The organism is Alicyclobacillus sendaiensis NBRC 100866, from assembly GCF_001552675.1.
GTDB classification, from domain to species: Bacteria; Bacillota; Bacilli; order Alicyclobacillales; family Alicyclobacillaceae; genus Alicyclobacillus; species Alicyclobacillus sendaiensis.
The window spans coordinates 1-1,434 of sequence record NZ_BCRQ01000130.1 but is presented as its reverse complement, the minus strand read 5'-3'; the positions used below and the strand labels follow the sequence as shown (position 1 = coordinate 1,434).

1 protein-coding gene is annotated in these 1,434 nt (G+C 57.6%); it reads right to left on the bottom strand.

Going from position 1 to position 1,434, the window contains the following annotated elements:
* Positions 1-143: 143 nt before the first annotated feature.
* Positions 144-1,361, bottom strand: coding sequence for a DDE-type integrase/transposase/recombinase (locus tag AS26_RS14135; RefSeq protein WP_083516132.1), 1,218 nt, complete (start codon positions 1,359-1,361; stop codon positions 144-146).
* Positions 1,362-1,434 lie beyond the last annotated feature (73 nt).

Genomic DNA, 1,434 nt, shown 5'->3' with positions numbered 1-1,434 from the left:
CGTGTCAACTCACGAAAAAATCTTACCGAACGGATAGCTGATCACTCACCAAAAAATCTAACTTTCGCTCCTCCCTCTGATGTAGGAGTGGGAGGGGTGAATGGCCGAAGGCCAGAGGGGAGGAGCGAAGCGGCTTCCCCTCATCAGGCCTGTGGAGTTGTGGTCAACCCGCAGGGTTGTCCATCAAATCCACAGGCCGTAGGGCTTGGTGGAGTCGGTGGGTGCGGAGGAATCGACGCGCCGCTTGGGCCCTGCGTAACGAGACTTTCCAGCTGGCGATGCATTTGCAGCGGATTGAGCGAAAGAATCCAGTGCTCCCAAGCCGCGTGAGAAGATGCTGGTAAAATCCTGGCGTTCAGCATGCGTTGCACGGGTGTTGCCGCTTGGTCATATCGCTTGCGCACGCACCCTTCTTCGCGCGTTTTCTGGATGAGTTTTCGCATAGGCAAGCAGGCATTCGCATAGACGTCGAGCCATTGGTACACAGTGTTCAACCACGTCACATCCTGAGGCGTGTCATATCGACTGTAGCCCACGACCTCGCGCACCAAGAAGCGATTTTTCTGCTCGACATGCGGATTGTCGTTCTTCTGGTAAGGGCGGCTACGGGTGTACTGAAGACCTCGCTCACGGACGAATGCCTGAAGGTGTCCATTGATGAACTCGGAGCCGTTGTCCGAATGAATGGCCCAGACAGGGTATGGCCACTCCTCGACGATGCGACGGAGCGCATCGAGAACCCCGGCTTGACCCCGACCGAGTACAGCTCGGCGCCGACTGTATCCCGTGACCACATCCACGACAGAAAGCGTGTAGGCAAAGTGCCCCAAGGCGGAGCCTCCATCATGCTGGACTAGGTCAATTTCTAACGCGCCGGGCCGCTGTTCGTTCCAAGCGTAGGATTGCGCAGGGATTTCACTCCGCAACCTGGAAGTCATTCGACGACCTGTGGGTACGCGCCGCGCGCTTGGGCGTTGCCATCGCGAGATGCGTCGAGCGAGTGTGGCACGACTGATGTGTTGCAAGTCATGCTCGACTTCGGCCGTCAGACGAAGTTCGCCATGGCGGGCGAGTTGTTGAGCTGTGGAGAGAAGCACGGGGTGGAGCCGTTCAGCGCAGGGGTAATCGAGAGCTTCCCACACGGGCATGGCTGCTTGGTAGCGCTGTGGCCGCGGTTTGCGTGGTTTAGCACAGCGCGGCGGCTTCGGATGCATCGTGGCAATGGCATGTTTCCGGGCATAGCCGAGCGCGGACTGAATCTCATCGAGAATCCGCGATTTTTCACGTCTAGACTTCGCCTCCGCATATCGGGCGCGCATGACCCCAAGATATTCGCGGCGAGAACCAAGAGACATTTCCATGCACGCACCCTTCGGTAAGAATTCGAAATGAGTGAGCCATCCCCCTTTCGGTTAGATTTTAGCTGAGTGATCG